Origin of the sequence: Limosilactobacillus pulli, assembly GCF_947381555.1 — a bacterium.
Classification (GTDB): Bacteria; Bacillota; Bacilli; order Lactobacillales; family Lactobacillaceae; genus Limosilactobacillus; species Limosilactobacillus pulli.
The window spans coordinates 1-254 of the sequence record NZ_CANCWQ010000095.1; the positions used below are offsets into that span (position 1 = coordinate 1).

The following is a 254-nucleotide window of genomic DNA, read 5'->3' on the forward strand; positions in this document are numbered from 1 at the left end:
CCATCACTCGTAAAGTTGTACCACTTGCCGTTGATCTGCGCTTCTTTGCCGGCGTACATCTCACCGCTCCACGTGTTGAAGTAGTAAATCTTGCCATTGATCGTTTGCAGGCCATACTGCATCTGACCTTGCGCGTTATAATAGACCGTCTTGCCGCTTGCTAGTTTCGTAAAGCCAGTGCTTGCCGACCCATCACTCGTAAAGTTGTACCACTTGCCGTTGATCTGCGCTTCTTTGCCGGCGTACATCTCACC

1 pseudogene is annotated in these 254 nt (G+C 50.8%); it reads right to left on the reverse strand.

What is annotated here, in order from left to right:
• Nucleotides 1-254 (reverse strand): annotated as a pseudogene (locus QOS03_RS09340) (hypothetical protein); the annotation flags it as partial.